Annotated in this window: 18 protein-coding genes; 10 read left to right on the forward strand and 8 right to left on the reverse strand. The window is 42.4% G+C overall.

The genetic code is table 11. The features are described 5' to 3' along the window. Nucleotides 1–15: 15 nt before the first annotated feature. The 8 genes from JHD44_RS08200 (at nucleotide 16) to yfaE (ending at nucleotide 8784) form a co-directional block, all read left to right on the forward strand. Complete coding sequence (locus tag JHD44_RS08200) at nucleotides 16–2268, forward strand: 7TM diverse intracellular signaling domain-containing protein (RefSeq protein WP_199462266.1); 2253 nt, start codon at nucleotides 16–18, stop codon at nucleotides 2266–2268. Between the two features lie 60 nt (nucleotides 2269–2328). Then, entirely contained in the window at nucleotides 2329–2670 is a 342-nt protein-coding gene (locus JHD44_RS08205; protein WP_199462267.1) for a histidine triad nucleotide-binding protein, read from the forward strand. Between the two features lie 16 nt (nucleotides 2671–2686). After that, the gene (coq7, locus tag JHD44_RS08210; protein ID WP_199462268.1) at nucleotides 2687–3322 is read left to right on the forward strand and encodes a 2-polyprenyl-3-methyl-6-methoxy-1,4-benzoquinone monooxygenase; all 636 of its coding nucleotides are present in this window, start codon (nucleotides 2687–2689) and stop codon (nucleotides 3320–3322) included. 3 nt (nucleotides 3323–3325) lie between these two features. Next, on the forward strand, nucleotides 3326–3970 hold the full coding sequence (gene pdxH, locus JHD44_RS08215; RefSeq protein ID WP_199462269.1) for a pyridoxamine 5'-phosphate oxidase: 645 nt from the start codon (nucleotides 3326–3328) through the stop codon (nucleotides 3968–3970). Nucleotides 3971–4037: 67 nt separating this feature from the next. Continuing rightward, nucleotides 4038–4748, forward strand: a complete 711-nt coding sequence (locus tag JHD44_RS08220; RefSeq protein WP_199462270.1) for a heparan-alpha-glucosaminide N-acetyltransferase — start codon at nucleotides 4038–4040, stop codon at nucleotides 4746–4748. A gap of 278 nt (nucleotides 4749–5026) precedes the next feature. After that, the gene (nrdA, locus tag JHD44_RS08225; protein ID WP_199462271.1) at nucleotides 5027–7294 is read left to right on the forward strand and encodes a class 1a ribonucleoside-diphosphate reductase subunit alpha; all 2268 of its coding nucleotides are present in this window, start codon (nucleotides 5027–5029) and stop codon (nucleotides 7292–7294) included. Nucleotides 7295–7379: 85 nt separating this feature from the next. Next, nucleotides 7380–8513: a class Ia ribonucleoside-diphosphate reductase subunit beta gene (gene nrdB, locus JHD44_RS08230; protein ID WP_199462272.1), complete on the forward strand. Its 1134-nt coding sequence runs from the start codon at nucleotides 7380–7382 to the stop codon at nucleotides 8511–8513. Continuing rightward, the gene (gene yfaE, locus JHD44_RS08235; protein WP_233401903.1) at nucleotides 8494–8784 is read left to right on the forward strand and encodes a class I ribonucleotide reductase maintenance protein YfaE; all 291 of its coding nucleotides are present in this window, start codon (nucleotides 8494–8496) and stop codon (nucleotides 8782–8784) included. Before nrdB ends, yfaE begins: the two co-directional genes overlap by 20 nt. Nucleotides 8785–8789: 5 nt before the next feature. Here yfaE and JHD44_RS08240 read toward each other — a convergent pair whose 3' ends face one another. Next, nucleotides 8790–9407, reverse strand: coding sequence for a CDP-alcohol phosphatidyltransferase family protein (locus JHD44_RS08240; RefSeq protein ID WP_199462274.1), 618 nt, complete (start codon nucleotides 9405–9407; stop codon nucleotides 8790–8792). A 110-nt stretch (nucleotides 9408–9517) separates the two neighbouring features. Between JHD44_RS08240 and JHD44_RS08245 the strand changes: the two genes are divergently transcribed. Next, entirely contained in the window at nucleotides 9518–10282 is a 765-nt protein-coding gene (locus JHD44_RS08245; RefSeq protein WP_199462275.1) for an alpha/beta fold hydrolase, read from the forward strand. Here JHD44_RS08245 and JHD44_RS08250 read toward each other — a convergent pair. From JHD44_RS08250 to JHD44_RS08260, 3 genes are read right to left on the reverse strand one after another with little or no spacing between them, the layout of a single operon-like run. Beyond that, nucleotides 10256–11116 carry a hypothetical protein gene (locus JHD44_RS08250; RefSeq protein WP_199462276.1) on the reverse strand — a complete coding sequence of 287 codons (861 nt, stop codon included), beginning with the start codon at nucleotides 11114–11116 and terminating at the stop codon, nucleotides 10256–10258. The genes JHD44_RS08245 and JHD44_RS08250 overlap by 27 nt on opposite strands. A gap of 53 nt (nucleotides 11117–11169) precedes the next feature. Continuing rightward, nucleotides 11170–13152 carry a TonB-dependent receptor plug domain-containing protein gene (locus JHD44_RS08255; protein ID WP_199462277.1) on the reverse strand — a complete coding sequence of 661 codons (1983 nt, stop codon included), beginning with the start codon at nucleotides 13150–13152 and terminating at the stop codon, nucleotides 11170–11172. A gap of 9 nt (nucleotides 13153–13161) precedes the next feature. Beyond that, nucleotides 13162–14025: a prephenate dehydratase gene (locus JHD44_RS08260; RefSeq protein WP_199462278.1), complete on the reverse strand. Its 864-nt coding sequence runs from the start codon at nucleotides 14023–14025 to the stop codon at nucleotides 13162–13164. 112 nt (nucleotides 14026–14137) lie between these two features. Here JHD44_RS08260 and yidD point away from each other — a divergent pair, with 112 nt between their 5' ends. Beyond that, entirely contained in the window at nucleotides 14138–14404 is a 267-nt protein-coding gene (gene yidD / locus JHD44_RS08265) for a membrane protein insertion efficiency factor YidD (protein WP_199462279.1), read from the forward strand. Here yidD and JHD44_RS08270 read toward each other — a convergent pair. The 4 genes from JHD44_RS08270 to JHD44_RS08285 all read right to left on the reverse strand — a co-directional run bounded on the left by JHD44_RS08270 (nucleotide 14401) and on the right by JHD44_RS08285 (nucleotide 18519). Then, on the reverse strand, nucleotides 14401–15042 hold the full coding sequence (locus JHD44_RS08270) for a LuxR C-terminal-related transcriptional regulator (protein ID WP_199462280.1): 642 nt from the start codon (nucleotides 15040–15042) through the stop codon (nucleotides 14401–14403). The two genes, yidD and JHD44_RS08270, sit on opposite strands and share 4 nt — an antisense overlap. 27 nt (nucleotides 15043–15069) lie before the next feature. Next, nucleotides 15070–17028 carry an acetate--CoA ligase gene (acs, locus tag JHD44_RS08275; RefSeq protein ID WP_199462281.1) on the reverse strand — a complete coding sequence of 653 codons (1959 nt, stop codon included), beginning with the start codon at nucleotides 17026–17028 and terminating at the stop codon, nucleotides 15070–15072. Nucleotides 17029–17130: 102 nt separating this feature from the next. Beyond that, complete coding sequence (locus JHD44_RS08280; RefSeq protein WP_199462282.1) at nucleotides 17131–17871, reverse strand: class I SAM-dependent methyltransferase; 741 nt, start codon at nucleotides 17869–17871, stop codon at nucleotides 17131–17133. A gap of 36 nt (nucleotides 17872–17907) precedes the next feature. Further along, nucleotides 17908–18519 (reverse strand): HAD family hydrolase, encoded by a 612-nt coding sequence (locus tag JHD44_RS08285; RefSeq protein WP_199462283.1) that lies wholly within the window; start codon nucleotides 18517–18519, stop codon nucleotides 17908–17910. Nucleotides 18520–18528 lie beyond the last annotated feature (9 nt).

Here is an 18528-nt window from a genome sequence, read left to right on the forward strand (position 1 = left end):
CTCACGGAGGCTATTTTGATCAATCATTGTAAACAAACTTTAATTTTACTCACTCTCTTGTTGATGACCAACATTAGCTTTGCAGCACCGATGATGGCCCTTCTTGATGAGGAGAATCAAAGCGTAAATATAGGCACCGTTGGTAGCTATTACATTGACGAAAGCGCTAGATTATCGCTGCGAGACATTGACTCTGAATTGCTTCGCAAGCGGTTCATTCCTTTGAAGAAGGACTTTCAGCAGTTTGGTTTGATCAATGGCAATATTTGGATCAAAGTTGATATCGCACAAAGGCTACCCTCCGGCCAATCAGCTGTTTTACACATCAAAGCACCTAGGGCACAAGTCGTTGATGTCTATACACCAAATCTATTAAACAATCAGATTTTTGCTGAAATGGGAGATGAGCGCCCCTACCAAAACCGCTTGATTCAGTATCCAGACTACATTATCCCTTTGCCAGCCAATGTCCCTCCAGTCTATACAGCATATATAAAAATAAGTTCCCGGTTGCCAATCAATCTTGTTATAGAAATTAAAACACTCTCTGAAATGACAAAAGATGTTCAAAAGGATAACTATATTACAGGATTCTTGATCGGCATTTTGTTACTACTTTTTGTAAGTAATGTATTTTTCTTCTTACGCACCAAACACCCAATGTATCTTGTGTATAGCGCGCTATTAGTTGGTATAGGATGTTTACACTTCGCACTGCATGGATTGATATATCAATGGTTTTCTGAATCTATGGGTCTACAAGAACGCCTCTATAACTTTTCTTCTTTAGCCTGTGCAGCGTTAATTACTTGTTTTACCCGCTACTACTTAGATACCCGGGAAAGTCTTCCTCGCATAGATAAACTGTTACTTTTTCTGATCGTTTCCAATGCAACGCTGGCGATAATTTTCTCCATTTCACCACAAGAACTAAATGTTGCCTTTTTAAGCGCTAGCGCTGTCCTTACTCTAATTACCTTATTGTTTGTTGCGATCTTTAGCGTATTCAAAAGAGTGCCTTACTCCAGCTACTACCTAGTTGCTCGAATTGTACTTTCTACGGGTTATTTATTTTGGATATTGGCTGCCTATGGAATTTTATCGACTCCATTTTGGTATGAATGGGGACTTACTACGTCGATTATTTTAGAAGCTTTGGTTCACTTTACAGGCATCATTACACGCCACACACCAACTAATCCGAATACCAGTAAGCAAGAAGGTCTGCAAAATTTTGATGTAGTTAGTGAGGTGGCAGATTTAATAACCACACAAACAAAAGTCATAGACTATCAATATGCTTCAACAGAACCTAAACATGAAGAATTAAAAAGAGCTTATAAGCACCTCTCCAACATCGCCACTCGAATCAACCATCTGCAAAACTTAAAGGCACTACGAGAACATTCAGACCTATCATCTAGCAACTTACAGCTTCTTATTGACCAAGCAACGATTGATTTCTATGCGTTAGACCAAAATGATTCAGACATCGATATTCATTACGATGCGACAATGCGCTGGGAATTGATGAATAATGCTCAGACAATCAAGCACGTCTATCAGGTCATTATGGAAGAAATGCGCCACCAAACTGATCAGGTTTTAAACATCCATAGTGAAGTAGAATCAAAAGAGCGGGATGGTCTGAGAACTCTTCATATCAAAGCTTACCCAATACCTAGTTCAGTTATGCTGGATAATACGCAAAGTTTTGGACCGAGGTATCTGCTCGATTTGGTCAATGCACTTGGTGGACAAATTGAATTATCTGGTGAAGGAAGAAGACGTTCACTGCACTGCAAGGTTCCAATCCATGCCAGACAGATCGAACTGAGCGATTTGGCGAGAGCAACACAAGCAGAAACCATTATCCCTGTTATTATCGGACATCAGGATTCAGAATTAATTGAACGCACCAGCAACTTCTTACACAGCAGACTATTATCACTAACACATATCGATAAGCTTGATGACTTGCAATTGCTAATAAGCAATCGTGCTGAAAAGTGTCAGTTCATCATTTTACTATTTGAAGATCAAAAGAATTTTGGTGCTTCTGACTTAGTTAGCTTCATAAACAACTTACATGAAAATGATGCCTGCTTACTGATTTCGAACAATGTTAACATGTCTCAAGAATACGCTAATGCACTTGGCTTTAATGGCTTTGTATACAGCTCACAAATTGAAACAAAACTGCTCTTTGATATGGAGCGTATTCACAGAGAAATATCCAATAGTAGGATGCCACGTATCAACAGATAGGCACCAATATGTTGTAATTGTTAGTCATCCCACAAATAATGATCGAAAAAGGAGACATAAATGGATTGCTTGTTCTGCAAACTTGTAAACGGCGACATCCCTGCAAAAATCTTATACCAAGACGATGACGTCATCGCTTTTGAAGATATCGCACCACAAGCGCCGACTCATTTCCTCGTCATCCCTAAACGCCATATCAGCACTTTAAATGATTTGACCATTGAAGATGCTGCGTTAGTAGGAAAGCTTCCTATTACCGCCGCTAAAATAGCCAAAGAGAAAGGCCTTTCTGACGATGGTTATCGAGTGGTAATGAACTGTAATGAAATGGGTGGTCAAACGGTTTATCACATCCATATGCATGTCCTTGGTGGACGCGCTATGACTTGGCCACCAGGTTAATAGAAAAGGTAACATCATGCTGCTGAATAAACTTGATAGAGCTGTTTTACAAATTGATCGCGCACTGCAAACTTTGGTACCTAAAGCAGCCAACGCGGCTCGCATATCACCAGCACAACAATATCAAGAAGCAAACCTAACGGACTCTGAGCGAAAGCATGCCGTGGGCTTAATGCGAATTAACCATACTGGCGAAGTATGTGCCCAAGCGCTGTATGCTGGTCAAGCCACAACAGCAAAGCTTGAAACTGTCCGTGCTGAAATGGAACATGCAGCGGATGAAGAAATTGATCATCTGGTGTGGTGTGAAGAACGTATCTATGAGCTAGGTAGCCGCCCCAGTCTACTGAACCCATTATTCTATGGCGCATCGTTTTGTATCGGAGCTGGCGCAGGCCTCATTAGCGATAAACTCAGCCTTGGTTTTGTTGCCGCTACAGAAGATCAAGTGTGTGTTCATTTAGACAAACATATGGCGGCGTTACCTGAACAAGACAAACGTTCTCATGCAATACTTGAACAAATGCATATTGACGAAGCAAAACACAAACAAATGGCTTTAGATTCTGGGGGCTATGAGTTTCCTAAGCCTGTCATGAACGTCATGACACTGGTATCTAAAGTAATGACTCAATCAACTTATCGGATCTAACTCATGAATCGCGACCTTCAATCATTACGCCGTGACTACCAATTTGATGACCTGACCGAAGAAAAAGCAGGCACGGATCCTTTGGCGCTTTTTGATGCTTGGCTCGAGCAAGCTATTGAGACCTGCCCTGATGACCCTACAGGCATGTTGATAAGCACTGTCGATCAAGACAACAAACCACATTGTCGTACCGTCTTACTAAAACAACGAGAAGCCAGCTCGTTTACTTTTTTCACGAACTACGACAGTGACAAAGGCCAAGACATTGCCCATAACCCAAATGTTTCTCTAACGTTTTTCTGGGCACCTCTTTCACGACAGGTTCGTATTGAAGGCGTTGCAACAAAGGTAGACCGCTCTGTTTCAGAAGCTTACTTTGCGACTCGCCCTAAGGGCAGCCAGATTGCTGCGAGCATATCCCGTCAAAGCCAAGTCATCTCATCTAGAGAAGTGCTGTCTGATGAGTTTGCTGCACTGGAGCAACAGTACCAAGATAAAGACGTACCCTGCCCTGAAAATTGGGGTGGGTATGCTGTTAAAGCCACTTCGATTGAGTTCTGGCAAGGCCGCCCCAGTCGCTTACATGATCGAATTGTCTTCAATTTAGATGATAATGGTAACTGGGTAGCAGTTCGCAAAGCACCTTAACGTCTCATCTTAATTTGTCAGCTGACCCTATGGTAAATAGGTCAGCTGACAAACTTATTCGTCTATCATGCCTGCCATACCTTCTAATAGATCAAACATTCTCGATGCTTACCGTGGAACTGCGGTTTTGCTAATGATTGCTTTCCACTTTTTGTGGGATTTAAGAGAATTCTCGGCCCTATCTTTTGATGTTAATAATCCCTTATGGCAAGGTTTTCGAAGCATCATTCTTTTTATGTTTACCTCCGCCTTGGGTTGTGCGAGCTTCTTAGCAGTGAGTCACAATCATTCAACATACCGCTTTATCAAAAACCAAGTAAAACTGGCTTTAGCCGCACTTATATTGTCAATTGGAACGCTTACTGCTACCCCCTCGCAGTGGATTTTTTTTGGAATCCTACATTTTCTGTTTGTTGCTGGTTGGTTAATTAGACCTGCTGCAAGCTACCCAATCTTGCTAGCCTGTGCTGGTGTTTCCTTAATTGCTATCAGTGCGTTCTTTCATATCGATGCAATAACCGCACATAGATGGTTCATAAACACATTCAATGCACCAGCAAATACCTTAGATTTTATAAACCCTGTTCCATGGCTTGGGGTTGCAATGATTGGCCCAATTTTTGGATATCTAAACCTGCATAGAATCAAACTACCAAGCAATACACTTTCGTATTCTTTATGTTGGCTCGGTCGAAATGCTTTGTTGGTCTACTTGTTACATCAGCTAATTTTATTTCCCACTGCCGCTCTTATTAGTTTACTTGTTGCACAGCCATAAAGTTCGTATAGGAGGTCACAAAATAGCAAACAAAATTTCTTATTTAGGTGTTGCAATTATGGGTTCTTGGAACCTTGGGCGCAGAAACGTGAGTAACCACTTCAGGGATTGATAAGGCTTAAAATTTAGCTTTTTTCAAGGCTTGATTTTCATCGATATGAGCACTATTGTTCGTGCCATCCAATACAAAATCACACTACATCTAGTATTAAGCGGTACCTAGAAATACTATATACAGTATATCCACAGGTTTTACTGCATTAACGGGAATTTAAGGCATGAGCACTCTGACAGTTACCAAGCGGAACGGCAACATTGAAAAAATTGACCTCGATAAAATTCATAAAGTTATCACCTGGGCAGCAGAAGGTTTAGAGAATGTTTCCGTTTCACAAGTGGAACTAAAAGCTCAGATTCAGTTTTTTGAAGGCATTCGCACTACCGACATTCACGAGACGTTGATTAAGTCTGCAGCCGATTTAATTTCTGAAGAGACACCAGATTATCAATACCTTGCTGCACGACTTGCGATTTTCCATCTACGCAAAAAAGCATTTGGTGAATTTGAACCGCCACACCTACATGAGCATGTACGCAACTTAGTTGAGCAAGGTCGTTACGATAAAGAAATCCTTGAAAACTACTCAGCTGAAGAGCTAGATATCATCAACGGTTTCATCGATCATTCCCGTGATATGAACTTTTCATACGCAGCAGTGAAACAGCTAGAAGGGAAATACCTAGTTCAAAACCGTGTAACGGGCGACATATACGAAAGTCCTCAGTTCATCTACATCTTGGTTGCTGCTTGCCTATTTGCAAACTACGAGAAAGAAACACGTCTTGATTTGATTAAGCGTTTTTACAACGCTGTGTCTGAGTTTAAAATTTCACTGCCAACCCCGATTATGTCAGGCATCCGTACACCTACTCGTCAATTTAGTAGTTGTGTACTGGTCGAGTGTGGTGACTCTCTGGATTCTATCAACGCTACATCGAGCGCCGTAGTGAAATATGTTAGCCAACGTGCAGGTATTGGAATCAACGCTGGTGCCATTCGCGCCCTTGGCAGCCCTATCCGTGGTGGTGAAGCGTTCCATACAGGCTGCATCCCATTCTATAAACACTTCCAAACAGCCGTTAAGAGTTGCTCTCAAGGTGGTGTGCGTGGTGGCGCAGCAACTGTGTTCTACCCAATCTGGCACCTAGAAGTTGAGAGCTTATTGGTTCTTAAGAATAACCGTGGTGTTGAAGAAAACCGTGTACGTCACCTTGATTACGGCGTGCAATTTAACCGCTTGATGTACCAACGCCTGATCAAAGGTGGCAACATTACTCTGTTCAGCCCGTCGGATGTGCCTGGTTTGTACGATGCATTCTTTGCTGATCAAGAAGAGTTCGATCGCCTTTACACAATGTATGAAGCCGACGAAAGCATCCGTAAACGCTCAATCAAAGCAGCGGAGTTGTTCACTCTATTTGCATCAGAGCGTGCAAGCACTGGCCGTATCTACCTTCAGAACGTTGACCACTGTAACACTCACAGCCCGTTCGATCCTAAGGTAGCACCGGTTAAACAAAGTAACTTGTGTCTTGAAATTGCATTGCCAACAAAACCTTTGAACCGTATTGACGATGATGAAGGCGAGATTGCACTGTGTACATTGTCAGCGTTCAACCTTGGCGCAATTAAGAACCTTGATGAGTTAGAGGAACTGTCTGAGCTAATTATTCGCGCTCTGGACAGCCTTCTGGACTATCAGAACTACCCCATCCCTGCCGCGCAACGTGCAACTGAGTTGCGTCGTACATTGGGTGTTGGTGTTATCAACTACGCATACTACCTAGCTAAGAACGGCGTACGTTACTCGGACGGTAGCGCTAATGAGCTAACACACCAGACGTTTGAAGCGATCCAGTACTACCTATTGAAAGCATCAAACCAGTTAGCGAAAGAGTTTGGCCCTTGTAAAGCATTCAATGAGACCACCTATGCTCAAGGCATCCTGCCAATCGATACTTACAAGAAAGAGCTAGATAACGTTGTATCCACTGAGCTACGTTACGATTGGGAAGCATTGCGTACAGAAATCAAGACTCATGGCCTTCGTAACTCAACACTGTCAGCTTTGATGCCTTCTGAAACATCATCGCAAATCAGTAACGCAACGAACGGTATTGAACCTCCACGTGGTTTCGTATCGGTAAAAGCAAGTAAAGACGGAATTTTGAAACAAGTCGTACCAGAATTTGAACGCTTCAAATACAATTACGAGCTACTTTGGAGCCTTCCATCAAATGACGGCTATCTACAGCTTGTTGGTATCATGCAAAAATTCGTTGACCAATCTATCTCTGCCAACACAAACTACGATCCTTCGAAGTTTGAAGGTGGCAAAGTACCAATGAAAGTCATTTTGAAAGACCTTCTAACAGCCTACAAACTGGGCGTTAAAACACTGTACTACCACAACACTCGTGATGGTGCAGATGACAAACAAGACGATATGGCTGATGATTGTGCAAGCGGCGCTTGTAAGATCTAAATTGTCAGGCCCTACGTAGACATACGTGGGGCTTCTACCTTTCTAAATTATTTTATTTCGTGATCATTAAGGATCTTTTTCGGCAATGAGTTACTCTACTTTCAACCGCAAGAAATTTGACAGTCTGCAAGAACCAATGTTTTTCGGGGAAAACGTTAACGTTGCGCGCTATGACCAGCAAAAGCACCCGATCTTTGAAAAGCTAATCGAGAAACAACTGTCATTTTTCTGGCGTCCAGAGGAAGTAGATTTATCAAATGACCGCAAAGATTTTCTAAAGCTAGAAGATCATGAGCAGCATATTTTCTTAAGCAATCTCAAGTATCAAACACTATTGGACAGCGTACAAGGCCGCTCACCAAACGTTGCTCTGCTGCCAATCGTATCATTGCCAGAGCTCGAAACATGGATTGAAACTTGGTCTTTCTCGGAGACTATCCATAGCCGCTCCTACACACACATCATTCGAAACATTGTGAACGACCCAACAAAAGTGTTCGACGACATTGTAGTTAATGATGAGATCGCAAAGCGCGCGATCAGCGTATCTAAATATTACGATGATTTAATTGAGCTAGTGAGCCTTTACAACACATTAGGCTTAGGAGTTCATCATGTACCTGAGCGCGGTGAAGTCGTGGTTTCAATGAAGACGCTTAAGAAAGCGCTTTACCTGACTGTAGCATCGGTAAACGTACTCGAAGCAATCCGCTTCTATGTAAGCTTTGCTTGTAGTTTCGCATTTGCAGAGCGCACCCTAATGGAAGGTAATGCTAAAATCATCAAGTTAATTGCCCGCGATGAAGCCCTTCACCTGAATGGCACTCAGCATATGCTGAATCTTATGATGTCAGGTCGTGATGATCCTGAAATGGCGGAAATCGCACAAGAGTGTCAGCAAGACGTTATCAACATATTCGTTGAAGCAGCGCAACAGGAACGTGAATGGGCTCAATATCTTTTCAAAGATGGCTCCATGATTGGCTTAAACGCGCAGATTCTTGGTCAATACGTCGAGTATATTACCAATATCCGAATGCAAGCTATTGGACTAGAGCCTCAATTTGCAACCAAAAACAACCCAATTCCGTGGATTAATGCTTGGCTAGTTAGCGATAACGTTCAAGTAGCACCGCAAGAAGCTGAGATAAGCTCTTACTTAGTTGGTCAAATTGATAACGATCTAGATGGAGCTGACTTTGACGACTTTGATCTCTAATACTGAGCATCAAGATCAAACCGTTCACCGTGTTTTGTTGGGTAAAAAGCAGATACTCGTCACCGAAGACGAGCCTCTGCTACCGCAGCTTGAGAGAGCGGGCGTGTTAGCCGAATATCAATGCCGCGAGGGCTACTGCTCCGCTTGTATGATCAAACTTCTTTGGGGTAAGGTAAGTTACCCTGTTGAGCCCATGGCTTGGGTACATAGTGGCTACATGCTCTCTTGCTGTGCAATCGTTAAAAGCGATATCGAAATCTCAATGCTGTAGTACAACTAGTTTTTTTGACTAAGCATCTTATAAGCAGAGTAAATACGCGTAGCAGTTGTTACCCAACATAGCCCCCCAAATATTAGCGCCAGCGACACAAACTGACTTGGTAACAAGCACATAAGAACAAAGCACGCGACTGTTTCCATACCTTCTGTTATTCCACCTAAGAAATACAATGATTTATGACCGTAGTCGAGCTGTTCAATATTACGCTTTGCTGCCATCACGGAAAATGCTAAAAAGCTACTACCAGTCCCCATAAAAGACCACATTAAAAATGCTGCCGCTATGGCATTTTGCTCGGGATTGGCCACAGCAAAGCCAAATACGACGGCGGAATAAAAAATAAAATCCAATACAATGTCGAGATAGCCTCCCGCATCTGAGCTCGTTTCAGTTGAACGAGCAATAGCACCGTCTACACCATCACCTATTCGATTGAATAGAATAGCCACCAACCCAATCCAATAAAATTCTAGTGCAATAAAAAAAGCGCCTAGCAAGCCCAAGAAGAACGCGCAAACAGTAACTTGGTTGGCACTGATACTTCGCTTTATTAAAGGCTTCGCCAGCCTCTCTAAAGGCCTCTTTATTAGCGGTATTAAAACTTTATCGAACACAACCTCTCCCTAACTTGGTAAAAGTGCTTTAAAACCATTACTTATACGATCTATATAAGTTGTTTGTTACTATAGATCAAAGATTTAATGGTTCGATATAGGAAAACTTCATGATCCATACGAAGCAATACGGCGAAAACCTTCCTCCGCTTGTTGTTATTCACGGCTTATTTGGCAATGCGGATAACTGGCATTCTATTGCTCAAAAATGGGCCGAAAACTTTACCGTATATTGTTTGGACCTTCCAAATCATGGCCGATCATCTGAGCTTGCCCCCACTACTTATCCTGCTCTGGCTAATGCCATCAATGAGTGGTTAGAAGAAAAACATCTCTCTAGCATCTATCTGCTAGGACACTCCATGGGCGGAAAAGTAGCGATGCAACTTACTAGCGATCACCCAGAAAAAATTAAAAAATTAATTGTGGCAGATATTGCGCCCGTTGATTATTTGCCAAGCCATACTGAGATTTTCAAAGGGCTTAAGGTCATCAATCAGAAACAGCCAGCCTCTCGAAAAGAAGCCGATCAACTTCTATCGGACTACGAGCCCAATATGGGAGTAAGACAGTTTCTACTTAAGAATTTACAGAGAAATGAGAATGGGACAAACTCCCTAGCACTTGGTTTAGATAATCTGATTGCCGATTATGATGCGATACTCAGCGCACCAATTTTAAAAGACAACCTTTCAGTAGAGACTCTATTTATTAAAGGTGAAAACTCTCCGTATATTTTACCTGAACATCAACAGCAAACCTTAAAACACTTTCCCAATGCATCTGTGAAAGTAATTCCCGAAACAGGACACTGGCTACACGCAGAGAAGCCGACAACATTTACAAGCTTAGTTAGACGGTTCTTGACAGCCTGATTCAGGACAAACACCAAGCTCTGTAATTAAGTACTGATCTGTAGGCAATATCAAACTATACATTCGAATTAAATAAGGGTTAAAAGCAACTCTAAGAGGGGTGGGGTAAGCTGGGGCAAGCAAGTTGCCACTCTCCTCAAATGCATTGATATACGTCGCTACTAATCCAAGCTTCTCTTTGGATGTACTGTAAACAGCGAATAGGGCTCCAGCCCTAACAAGTTGTAAAGAGTGCGCTACTAAAGCCTTCTTGCGGTGGAACATCAACCTAATAGCATCTTTTGAAAACTGCGAATCAAACAGCATTGAGTCGTAAAGAGATAACACTAGGTTTGATCGATCTAGCACTTCAGTAAGGGCTTGTAAGGTTTGTTCCCTGCCTGCTTCAGCAATAGCTTTAGAGTAAAGAGACATACCATATCGTTTCGCCAGCTGCTCCATATCTCCAGATAAGGAGAGGTTGGCACTATGAACAATAGCGATGGGCGCCCTATCTTCCCAAAATGTTTGTAAGATTTCTAAACGCAACCCTAACGGCGCACCGGAAAGCACGGCTGTCGAATTTTTAGCACAACTCTCCTTGGCGACTGAAAACTCTTCTTCACCAAGAAAAAGAGCGATAATAGAAACTTTTGCAGAGACATCACAAACACTGTCAAAGCTATGGCGACCTACCGTTATCACCAGATCGCCATCTTTAAGCTGCCTTGATAAGTTATTCAAAGCTGGAATACTGCTGTCCGTAGAGGCACTCAGTGACATAGACAGCACTCTAGAAACAGTTTCACGTCCATCATGATAAACGTATACCTGAGCTCCTGATAAGGTACTCAAAGTACATCCCATGACAAGTGCGATCAGCCATTTCATAGCAATGTAAAACGCTCTTAAAACGACAGGTTCGCAAACATAAATAAAGTCGTCTTATCCGTTAGAACATTGTTAACTCGGATATATGGGTTGTTGTCCAAACGTACTGTTCCTCCTAAACCTGTGCTCAAACTTATCTCATCTGTATCCACTCGATGAGATAACCATAGACTTAAAAACTCATGGTCGTAAGTCGCCATTTCTTTGCCATAAATATAGCGCGAGTTAAGGTAAAGTGTATCATTTAATGGCAAGCTGGCGAATAATGTGGCAATGAGCGGTGTGACCGTCTCTTTTAATTTTTCAGAATCTGTCTGAGTATCTTGATAAGCAAGCGTAGCTCGAAACAATGCATTATTCACCGTACGCCAATCCAGCTCAACCTCAACCCCTTCAATCGTAGCAGTATAACTTTCATCAGAAGTTAACACCCCACCATCCTCGATTGCGTCTTCATATTTTTTTCCTGACGCTACAAGGTTTTTTAAATGCTCACTGTACAATGAAATATCGTATGACATTCCAAGAGACGGGACGTTATGAAACCACCCTAATTCATAAGACGTTATTTTCTCTGCAGCAGTACCTTGCGCATAAGCAGGTATAGAACGGATTCCGTTAAAAATATAGGACCACTCGGCTTTCTCATCAAGTAAATCCGGAGTTCGATAAGCTTCAGAAACATTCATTCTTAATGATGATTGCTCTGATACTTTGTAAGTTAAACCCAACTGCGGTGATGTATACGATCCAGTAAGCTTACTGTGTTCTAGCATTAGCCCAGCATTAACAATGATCGGATCCCAAGCTCGATAACTTAAATTACTAGCAGCCCTAAGAAGCTCTTCTGTATAGTCACCGTTAAAGTAAGTTTTAGAATACACATGATCTTGTCTGTAAGAAGCTGAGTTAACAACCCTTACATCATTGTCTGGAGTCCAAACACTTTGAATCTCTATATCATGTCGATATTCATCTAAGTCAGCGACAAGCTCTCCTGAATAAATTTCGGATGCTGGCAAATCTTGTGCAAACAGAACATTCAAAACCTGACCATAAACGTCAATTTCATGTATTTCAGTTTGCTGTGAGCGATCATAATAATATTGTAGCTTAACTGTATGTGTAGGCGATTGATCGACTTCCCACCCTACTTTGATATGCTCACGGTCCTGAATTAGATATGGCGTGGTTTCGCCATAACTCACCCCAGGAATTTCATAAAATTCAACATCAGCATTTAAATGTGATGCGCCTATATCAATATCAAATGTTTGCGCTTCGTCTTGATAGACGAACAACATGTTCCCAGAACTCTGAGTGTGACCATCATTTCTTGGGTCACCATCTCCTTTTAAATCATAACCGTCCACAGTACCTTGAGCCGCAGAAACCCTATAACTCCAGTGATCTTTCAGGCCACTATGCTGAGCGTACACTCTACGATTACCTTGATCATCTGTCGTATAAGATATATCACTACCAATGGTATCAACGGGACTTCGGGTAATTATGTTTACAACCGCAAGAAAAGAGTTACTGCCATAGCTTGACGCATTTGGCCCCCGATTAACTTCTACACGCTCAATATCTTCAACACTTAACGCTAAACTAGACCAATCAACCCTAGCATAGGCAGAACTATAAACTGAGCGCCCATTAACAAGCACCTGAATACGCCTAAAGCGATCCAGCTCAGTTCCATGGTATGCCACTACTTTTCTGTACGAGTTCCAGTATGGGCCAACAAAAAAGCCTGGTACATAGGACAACAAATCTTCAACATACTGCACATTTGATCGTCGAATAAAATCACCCGTTAAAACAGATAGCGTAGATGACACTTCAACTCTTGGTTGTTCAACTCTTGCTGGAGTCACCACTGCAGGAATTTCATAATCCAAAAGACTATCTAGGGAGTTCTCCAATTGAGCGTAATCTTCAGCAGACACTAGACCAGCACAAGTTAAAAGCATCGCTCCAGACATAACACGAAACATATATCCTCCTCACTTACGGAAAGAGTCGGCATAGTAAGTCCCTAATATGCGTACATCTTCTGAAAAAAAGCGAAGCTCCTCCAATGCAGCCTGCATAGCCGGAGACTGAAAATGAGCTTCAACATCAACGTAAAATTGCGTTGCAGTAAAATGGCCATCAAGCATGTAGCTTTCCAGCTTCAACATATTAATGCCATGGGTCGCAAATCCCCCCATTGCTTTGTATAACGCTGCTGGGATATTTCTAACCTTGAATAGAAAGGAGGTAATATAACGAAGATTTGGTTCATACAAGGGCATTTTCTGCTGCTTAGAAAACACTAAAAAGCGGGTAGTATTTCCTGAAACATCATTAAAATGAGACTTTAATATGTTCAGCCCATATAACTCAGCAGCCAAGGAAGAAGAGATAACCGCTAGTCCTGTCTGCTTGGATTCCGCAAGATGCTTAGCAGCACCTGCTGTATCGTACATAGCTACTTGCTTTGCCTGCATTCCCTGAATGTTTTTATTACATTGAGCTAAAGCTTGTGGATGACTACCTATCTGCTGAATGTCTTCAAGCCTCATACCAGGCAATGCAATCAGGCAATGGTTCACAGGTTCAAAATGCTCTTTAACCACATATAACTGAGTGCCTTTTAATTCTCTATAAATTTCTTCAACTCGCCCAGCGGTCGAATTTTCAACAGGAATCATGGCATAATGTGCTTCGCCGTTTTCTACTTTAGCTAACGCTTGGCTAAAGCTCGCGCAATGGATCATTTGCCAATTTGGGAAGCAATGTTGAGATGCCAAGTGAGAATAGGCACCGGGTTCACCTTGATAAGCGACAATTTGGTCTGCATTAATTGATATGCCTGATTGATCCATAACTTTCTACCAACTTGAGTGAGCAAGACGCTAAACCTTACCAATTTTTTGCGTATTTCAACACAATAATTAGCTTCAAAACCAAACATTTATCGACCGTCATGCAAATAAAATGAAAACTATATTGATCGCGCTTGTACGTTTATACCAAGTATTGATTAGCCCGTTTTTAGGCAACAACTGCCGTTACTACCCGAGCTGTTCGGCATATATGATTGAAGCCATCGAACGTTTTGGAGTAATCAAGGGGGTATGGTTAGGCTTAAAGCGACTGGGTCGTTGTCACCCACTTTGTGAAGGGGGAATAGACCCTGTTCCTGAGAAAGATAAGACAAAGAGTGGCTTATGCTTAAAACAAAAGCCACAGGATAAAGACTAAATTAGCTGAAGATTTAAGTCACTTACAACAAGCACAGCCTGAGTTCGATTATTGATATTGAGCTTTCTGAAAATCGCTGTGATATGAGCTTTAACAGTCGCCTCTGAGATGTTTAACTCATAAGCTATTTGTTTATTCAGCAACCCTTCATGTAAATAGCAAAGCACTTTGTATTGCTGCGGTGTCAATTCTGCCACTCGACGCTGCATGTCAAGATCGGGAGCCGGCAATTGCTGCAGTTGCTCGGCCATCCCTATCGGTAACCAGCTGTCGCCTTCCAAAATCGTAGAAATGGCTTCTACGTATAATGCAGGCTCACTGGTTTTAGGAATAAAGCCCAACGCCCCAGCTTCAATGACATTGGCAACGATCGATAAATCATCACTACCAGAAATCACGGCAACAGGTATATCAGGAAAGTCTGATCGTATACGTATTAATCCATATAAATCACCACTTCCAGGCATATTTAAATCTAGAAGTAGCAAATCCACGTCAGGGTTTGCCTTTAGGCTTACTAACGTGGATTCGAGATCGTGTGATTCTTGGATATCTACTTCACCGAGTTGATCTCGAAGTGCTCCAGTTAGAGCACTTCGAAATAAAGGATGATCATCAGCGATAAGAAGTGAAATCACTAGTTTTCCTTAGCATGTACGTATGATTTACTTATTTAACCTGTTATCGATCAAATCATCAACCACACTTGGATCAGCTAAGGTACTTGTATCACCTAAGGCATCGTGTTCATTGGCAGCAATTTTGCGCAGAATACGACGCATGATCTTACCTGAACGAGTTTTTGGTAAACCTGTCGTTGCCCAGTGAACAAGGTCAGGCGTTGCGATTGGCCCAACTTCTTGGCGAACCATCATCTTCACGGATTTTGTAAGCTCTTCATCTACTTCAACTCCAGATACTGGAATGATGTAAACATAAATACCTTGGCCTTTTAGATCATGCGGGTAACCTACTACTGCTGCTTCCGCTACCGATGGGTGTGCAACCAATGCGCTTTCTATCTCAGCAGTACCTAGACGGTGACCAGAGACGTTCAATACATCATCCATTCGACCCGTAATCCAGTATGCGCCATCAGCATCGCGGCGAGCGCCGTCACCTGTGAAGTATTTACCTTCGAAGGTACTGAAATACGTTTGCTCGAAGCGTTCATGATCACCATAAACAGTGCGCGATTGACCAGGCCAAGAATCTAGAATAACAAGACCACCTTCAACCTCAGCCCCCATTTCAGTAATCAAATTACCTTCTGCATCAACGAGAGCTGGTTGAACACCAAACAATGGACCAGTACAAGAGCCTGGCTTAGGATTTGTTTCTGTTACACGTGGCGTCATCATTAAGCCACCTGTTTCTGTCTGCCACCAAGTATCAACAATAGGACACTTACCGTTGCCAATGTTCTTGTGGTACCAAACCCACGCTTCAGGGTTGATTGGCTCACCCACACTACCTAGCACACGAAGTGAGTCCCGCTTACTTGTCGCAATTGGCTCATCGCCTTTCGCCATCAGAGCACGAATCGCAGTCGGTGCAGTGTATAACTGAGTAACATTGAACTTATCTACGACACGGCCAATTCGGCCTGAATCTGGATAAGTAGGCACACCTTCGAATAGGACGCTGGTCACACCATTTGCAAGTGGACCATATACCATGTAGCTGTGACCAGTAATCCATCCTACGTCGGCTGCACACCAGTACACATCATCAGGTTTGATATCAAATACTACTTCATGTGTAAGCGATGCATACACTAAGTAGCCACCTGTCGTGTGAACCACACCTTTTGGCTTACCCGTTGAACCAGAGGTGTAAAGAATAAACAACGGATCTTCTGCGTTCATTGGCTCAGGTGCGGCGTCAGTGCTTTCTTGAGAAGCAAGCTCAGCCCAATCAAGGTCACGACCTTCCACCCAGTTCACATCGGCATTGGTATAGCGATAAACCACCACGCTCTCGACCGATGGACAGGCATTATTTTCAAGAGCCTTGTCCACATTATTCTTCAAAGGAACAAGGTTTCCAGCACGTTTGCCTTGGTCTGCTGTAAGCACCAACTTTACTTTACAGTCATTAAGGCGGTCTGCGATAGCAGAAGCAGAGAAACCACCAAAGATAACGCTATGAATCGCACCAATGCGAGCACAAGCTAACATTGCATAGGCTGCTTGCGGAATCATAGGCATATAGATCGCAACACGATCGCCTTTTTGCACGCCTTGTTTACGTAGCACATTTGCTAGGCGACCCACTTCATCATGCAATTCTTGGTAAGTAACAACTGAATCGTTTCCCTCCACATCACCTTCAACATAAAAAGCAACTTTATCTGCTTTCTCTGGTAGATGACGGTCAATACAGTTGTAAGCTGCGTTCAATTCACCATCTTCAAACCATTTAATGCTGACATTACCGCGGGCAAAGCTTGTATTTTTAACCTTGGTGTAGGGTTTAGACCAAACTAGGCGCTTACCCTCTTCTCCCCAGAATGCTTCTGGATTAGATACAGATAACTGGTAACGCTCTTCGAATTCCGCTTGACTAACATTGGCGTTGGAGTAGGTGTAATCCATCTGCTCAGTGTAATTTGACTGTGACATGACTCGCTCCGTTGTTATTTTTTATAAGGATGCTGAAAACTACTATATAGCTTGGTCTTAACCACGGTATCCCACTTTAGTCTAACTCAAGCTCTACCTTAGTTAGTCAAATGTTCCCGCATAGAGAAAGAAAGGTAGCTTTGCGGGGATTTTTTCCAACGGATTCTGCCACACTTGCTCTATTGCTCTCTCCGCTTGTTGGATTTGAAAGTCACCGTGTTGCTCCATCATAATTTGCGAAGCTGACCAAGAGCGCATAAAGGCAAAAGCTTGCGACATAGTCCAATGACATTCAAGATCAAAGGAAGGTGTTTCGATAGTAGTAAAAGGAAATTCAACTGCTTGATATTGCCCCCTAAGCAACGCAGTTTTCTCCGGCCAGAATGGCTGTAAAACGGGTAATAAGTGCTCCTTAATCGCCTTGTCTAAAGGATTCTCAAATTGGACCCAGTTATAGCCCCATATAAATAATTTACCATCAGGCTTAAGCACTCGACGCACTTCTTGCCAAAAATTATTTAAATCAAACCAGTGAAGAGCATGGGCAACACATACCGCATCAAAATAGTCATCAGGAAAATTAGTCTGTTCCGACGGCTGTACCGAATAGTTGATTTTCCGGTGCGGCGTCGCTTTAGCTATTTGTGCCTCAGAGATATCCGTAGCTTCGACATGTTGAAAATAGGCTGCTAAATCTATGGAAGCCTGACCGGTACCACAAGCACAATCCCAAACACGCTCAGGCCGAGTCACTTGATGGCTTAACCAATAATAGAGTTCCGGCGGGTATGTTGGCCTGACCCTAGAATAATTAGCCGCTGTGGAGGGATCAAATGTACGCATAGCTCTTCCATATGAAATTGTACAAAAACTTAGTATCTACTTAATTACACCATATGTATAAAGAATTTCTTGTGCACAAGCGACACCTTTAACGAGTTCCGCTTGAAGCCCTCTAGATAATGCTGCATCAATATTCATCTGGTTATCATCCAAAAATAATATGCTATTGGGCTCCACACCTAATTCAGTAACAACATAGTCAAACAGTTCAAGATCAGGCTTAACCAATCCCACTTGATGGGAAGCAAAGTAACTCTGAAACTTACCCGATAGCTTCATCTCATCCATTAATCGTGCCCAATGGGCGTCATTGGTATTTGACAGTACAGCGCGATGAAAGTGAGGAGGAATGCTATCTAGTAAGTCGATAGCACCATCAAAGAGACCTTTTGGCCAATTAATAAAGCTATCGGTAAAATCCTTTGGGTTCACCTTATTTCCAGTTTCATGCGATAACTGCTCAACAAATTTAGGTAGAGGTATTTGCCCACTATCAAATGCTTTTACAGTAGATGACTTAAGCCACATTTGCCAAAGTTGAGACTCGCTGCCCGCTTCCACTTGGAACACTTTAGCGAAATCTTCTTGTGTGCCTAAATCCACTAGGACATTACCTAGGTCAAATAGAATTACTTTTATATCGGCCATTATTTATGA

The organism is Marinomonas ostreistagni (assembly GCF_016461785.1).
Lineage (GTDB): Bacteria > Pseudomonadota > Gammaproteobacteria > Pseudomonadales > Marinomonadaceae > Marinomonas > Marinomonas ostreistagni_A.

What these genes read in the sequence shown, in the direction of transcription:
- JHD44_RS08205 (WP_199462267.1), top strand. Translation starts at nt 2,329, where the DNA reads ATGGATTGCTTGTTCTGCAAACTTGTAAACGGCGACATCCCTGCAAAA.
- coq7 (WP_199462268.1), top strand. Translation starts at nt 2,687, where the DNA reads ATGCTGCTGAATAAACTTGATAGAGCTGTTTTACAAATTGATCGCGCA.
- pdxH (WP_199462269.1), top strand. Translation starts at nt 3,326, where the DNA reads ATGAATCGCGACCTTCAATCATTACGCCGTGACTACCAATTTGATGAC.
- JHD44_RS08220 (WP_199462270.1), top strand. Translation starts at nt 4,038, where the DNA reads ATGCCTGCCATACCTTCTAATAGATCAAACATTCTCGATGCTTACCGT.
- nrdA (WP_199462271.1), top strand. Translation starts at nt 5,027, where the DNA reads ATGAGCACTCTGACAGTTACCAAGCGGAACGGCAACATTGAAAAAATT.
- nrdB (WP_199462272.1), top strand. Translation starts at nt 7,380, where the DNA reads ATGAGTTACTCTACTTTCAACCGCAAGAAATTTGACAGTCTGCAAGAA.
- JHD44_RS08245 (WP_199462275.1), top strand. Translation starts at nt 9,518, where the DNA reads ATGATCCATACGAAGCAATACGGCGAAAACCTTCCTCCGCTTGTTGTT.
- JHD44_RS08255 (WP_199462277.1), bottom strand. Translation starts at nt 13,152, where the DNA reads ATGTTTCGTGTTATGTCTGGAGCGATGCTTTTAACTTGTGCTGGTCTA.
- JHD44_RS08260 (WP_199462278.1), bottom strand. Translation starts at nt 14,025, where the DNA reads ATGGATCAATCAGGCATATCAATTAATGCAGACCAAATTGTCGCTTAT.
- yidD (WP_199462279.1), top strand. Translation starts at nt 14,138, where the DNA reads ATGAAAACTATATTGATCGCGCTTGTACGTTTATACCAAGTATTGATT.
- acs (WP_199462281.1), bottom strand. Translation starts at nt 17,028, where the DNA reads ATGTCACAGTCAAATTACACTGAGCAGATGGATTACACCTACTCCAAC.
- JHD44_RS08280 (WP_199462282.1), bottom strand. Translation starts at nt 17,871, where the DNA reads ATGCGTACATTTGATCCCTCCACAGCGGCTAATTATTCTAGGGTCAGG.
- JHD44_RS08285 (WP_199462283.1), bottom strand. Translation starts at nt 18,519, where the DNA reads ATGGCCGATATAAAAGTAATTCTATTTGACCTAGGTAATGTCCTAGTG.